3 protein-coding genes and 1 pseudogene are annotated in these 4,034 nt (G+C 32.1%); 3 read left to right on the top strand and 1 reads right to left on the bottom strand.

Features of this window, described 5'->3' with window-relative positions; genetic code table 11:
* Positions 1 to 1,512 (top strand): T9SS type A sorting domain-containing protein (locus L6Q46_RS13010; RefSeq protein WP_291284670.1); only part of this gene is annotated, 1,512 nt, incomplete at its 5' end.
* Between the two features lie 169 nt (positions 1,513 to 1,681).
* Positions 1,682 to 2,965 (top strand): citrate synthase, encoded by a 1,284-nt coding sequence (locus L6Q46_RS13015; RefSeq protein ID WP_111566944.1) that lies wholly within the window; start codon positions 1,682 to 1,684, stop codon positions 2,963 to 2,965.
* 52 nt (positions 2,966 to 3,017) lie between these two features.
* Here the strand turns inward: L6Q46_RS13015 and L6Q46_RS13020 are convergent, their stop codons facing one another.
* Positions 3,018 to 3,389 carry a hypothetical protein gene (locus L6Q46_RS13020; protein ID WP_291284671.1) on the bottom strand — a complete coding sequence of 124 codons (372 nt, stop codon included), beginning with the start codon at positions 3,387 to 3,389 and terminating at the stop codon, positions 3,018 to 3,020.
* A 133-nt stretch (positions 3,390 to 3,522) separates the two neighbouring features.
* Between L6Q46_RS13020 and L6Q46_RS13025 the strand changes: the two are divergent.
* A pseudogene (locus L6Q46_RS13025) lies at positions 3,523 to 4,034 on the top strand (amidinotransferase); the annotation flags it as partial.

A 4,034-nucleotide genomic window follows, 5' to 3' on the forward strand; every position in this document is an offset into this window, starting at 1 on the left:
GGATATAATTATTACAATGTTGATACCTATTGGACAAACAATCCAAATTTAGATTTTGTATGTGTTGATGATTCTGAGATGGTAATAATTCAACAAATCGTTACTCAAAGTGCGTTGTTAATAAACATTAATTCCTACTGCTCTTTCACACCAGGAGGAGATTACAACACAATTACTGGTTTAGTTCAATATGATTTTAATCAGAATGGTTGTGATGTTTTAGATTTTCCAGCTAATTATACAAGAATTGATGTTAATTTAGATGGAGTTAGTACAAATTCAAGTGTTTTTTCTAATGGAGTAGGTGTTTATAATCTATATACTTCAACTACTGGAGTCTATAATTTAGTGCCAAATATAGAAAATCCAAGTTTTTTCAATGTTAGCCCAATTTCTGCAGATGTTCCTGTTATGACAATTGATAATAGTGTAGCTACTCAAAACTTCTGTATTACAGCAAACGGAGTACATCCTGATTTAGAAATTGTAATTGCTCCAATAATTCCTGCAAGACCGGGCTTTACAGCTGAATATCAGATTGTGTATCGCAATAAAGGAAATCAAGTAATGTCGCAATTATATGGAGTTAACTTTTTCTATAACCAAAATTTAATGTCTTTTGTTTCGGCTACACAAGTGCCAAGTAGCATTGTTTCTGGAGGAATGTCTTGGGATTTTGCAAATTTATTGCCGTTTGAAAGTCGCTCAATTAATGTTGTAATGCAAATAAATGCTCCAACCGATACAAATCCTGTAAATATTGGTGATGTTTTACAATTTACTTCTTCAATTATGCCAATGGCTGGCGATGAATATACGGTTGATAATTTGTTTCAATTGAATCAAACCGTTGTAGGTTCGTATGATCCAAATGATATTACATGTATTCAAGGTAATATTGTAGCTCCAAGTTACATAGGCGAATATTTACATTATGTAATTAATTTTGAAAATACAGGAACAGCTCCTGCTGAAAATGTTGTAGTTAAAATTGAAGTAAACCCAAATGATTTCGATATTAACTCATTACGCATTTTAGAATCATCACACAATGCTACAATTAAAATTAACAATAATATTTTAGAAATAATTTTTCAAACTATTATGTTAGATACTGGTGGTCATGGTAATGTGCTTTTGAAAGTTAAGTCTAAAGAAAACTTAGTTCTTAATGATATAGTAACAAAAAATGCTAAAATATATTTCGATTATAATTTCCCTATTGTAACTAATGATGCGAATACAATTTTCCAAGCTTTAAGTAATGCTATACCTATCAAAGACTTATCAATTAGCTTGTATCCAAACCCAACTTCTTCACTTTTAAATATCAAAGCTGAAAACAGAATAAAATCTGTCGAATTGTATGATGTTCAAGGTAGAATAATTCAGGTTAACAAAGCAGATTCTAATGAGGTTTTAATAGATGTTTCTGTCTGTAATTCAGGTGTTTACTTTGTAAAGGTTACAACAGATTTTGGAAGCCAAATTAAAAAAGTAGTAAAAGAATAAGTTAAGCATTTTATACGGTTGATGAAATCCTAAAACAAGTTTTTTGTTTTAGGATTTTTTCATGTATATTATTTAACCATAAATTATAGATATTTTCTTTATTGTTTAATTATTATTTGTTAAATTCGCAATTCACATTAATTTTATCATAAAATATCATATAAATAATATGTCAAAAATTGCAATATTAGAGCTTGATGGCAAAAAGTATGAGTTCCCTGTAATCGTTGGGACTGAGAATGAGGTTGCTATCGACATAGACAAGTTGCGTAGTGCATCTGGTGCTATTACTATTGATCCGGGATATAAAAACTCGGGTTCATGTACGAGTGAAATTACTTTCTTAGATGGTGAAGAAGGAATTTTACGTTACAGAGGATATTCTATTGAAGATTTAGCTGATAAAGCTGATTTTTTAGAAGTTTCTTATTTGTTGATTTTTGGAGAACTTCCAACAGCAGCACAATTAGCAAAATTCGAAAACGATATTCGTAAATATACATTAGTTAATGAGGAGATGAAAAACATCATTGATGGTTTTCCAAAGACAGCTCACCCAATGGGTGTTTTAGCTTCGTTAACAAGTGCTTTGACTGCTTTTAATCCTAAGTCTGTGAATCCTCACAACGAAAAAGAAATGTATGAAGCGGTTTGTAAAACTATGGGTAAATTCTTAGTAATTGCTACATGGACTTACAGAAAAACTATGGGTTATCCTTTAAATTATTACGATAATACAAAAGGTTACGTTGAAAATTTCATGCGTTTAATGTTTGAATTACCAACTGGACCTTACAAAGCAGATCCAAAAGTAGTAGCTGCTTTAGATAAATTATTCATCTTACACGCAGACCACGAACAAAACTGTTCTACTTCTACAGTAAGAATCGTTGGTTCTTCGCATGCTGGTTTGTTTGCTTCAATTTCTGCTGGAGTTTCTGCACTTTGGGGACCACTTCATGGTGGAGCTAACCAAGCGGTTTTAGAAATGTTACAAGAAATCCATGACAATGGTGGTGACGTTGCTAAATTCGTTTTAAAAGCAAAAGATAAAGACGATCCATTCCGTTTAATGGGATTCGGACACCGTGTTTACAAAAACTTTGATCCAAGAGCAACTATCATTAAAAAAGCAGCTGATGATGTATTAAATTCATTAGGAGTTGATGATCCATTATTAGATATTGCAAAACAATTAGAAAAAGTAGCTTTAGAAGACGAATATTTCAAATCAAGAAACTTATATCCAAACGTAGATTTCTATTCAGGAATTATCTACCGTGCGATGGGAATTCCGGTTGAAATGTTTACTGTTTTATTTGCTATTGGTCGTTTACCAGGTTGGATTGCACAATGGAAAGAAATGAGAGTAAATAAAGAACCAATTGGTCGTCCAAGACAAGTATATACAGGATATCCATTACGTCCATTTAAGGAAGTTAAAGATAGATAGTCATAAAAAATCCCACTGAAAAGTGGGATTTTTGTTTTTATAAATGTACGATTTATTCAGTAGGTTTTTGTACTTCCTCTTCTGCATTTCCTGTTAAATCTTCCACTTTATCTTCTACAGTTTCAGCTGCATTTTGTAATGATTCTTTTAAGTTGTGCGCTTTTTCTTCCACCCAACCTGCAGCTTCTGCGGTTTTTTCTTTAGCGACATCAACAAATTCGTTTACTTTTTCTGGTACGCCCATTTCTTCTAACTTTTGAGACGCTTTTTCAGCTACATTTTCAACCGTTTCTTTTACGTCTTCGGCTACATCAGCAGCTTTTTCAGCTACATTTTCTGCAACTTCGCTTAAGTTTTCTTTTGCTATTTCCGCTTTCTCTTTTGCTTTCCCAAAAAGAGAACTGAAAAAATTTGATAATCCCATGATAATTTGTTTTTATAGTTTTCTCAAATTTAATCATTTATATCTAAAAAGAATCTTTTTGAAGCAAATTTATAATAGTTTACTAATTAATATTCTCGTTTCCTTTTTCTATATTTGCCAAAAGCCATACGCTATGTTACAATTAAATGTAAAAAATGAAACTTCCCGATTAAGGGCTGTGGTGTTAGGAACCGCTGAAAGTAACGGTCCAACACCTACCATCGAAGAAGCTTATGATCCTAAATCATTAGAGCATATTAAAGCCGGAACCTATCCCATTGAAGCAGATATGGTAAACGAAATGGAAGCTTTTAATAAAGTGTTCCAGAAATATGACGTAAAAGTCTTCAGACCTCAAATTATTGAAAATTACAACCAAATTTTCGCTCGAGACATCGGTTTTGTTATCGATGATATTTTTATAAAAGCCAATATTTTACCTGATAGAGAGCGTGAATTAGACGCTATTCAATACGTAATTGATCAAATTGATCCTAAGAAAGTAGTTCGTCCGCCAGAAGAAGTGCATATTGAAGGTGGCGATGTAATGCCTTGGAATGAGTATATCTTTATTGGGACTTATAAAGGTTCGGATTATAAAGATTACATCACAGCAAGAACTAATACACAAGGTGTTGATTATAT

The organism is Flavobacterium sp. (assembly GCF_023151265.1).
Lineage (GTDB): Bacteria > Bacteroidota > Bacteroidia > Flavobacteriales > Flavobacteriaceae > Flavobacterium.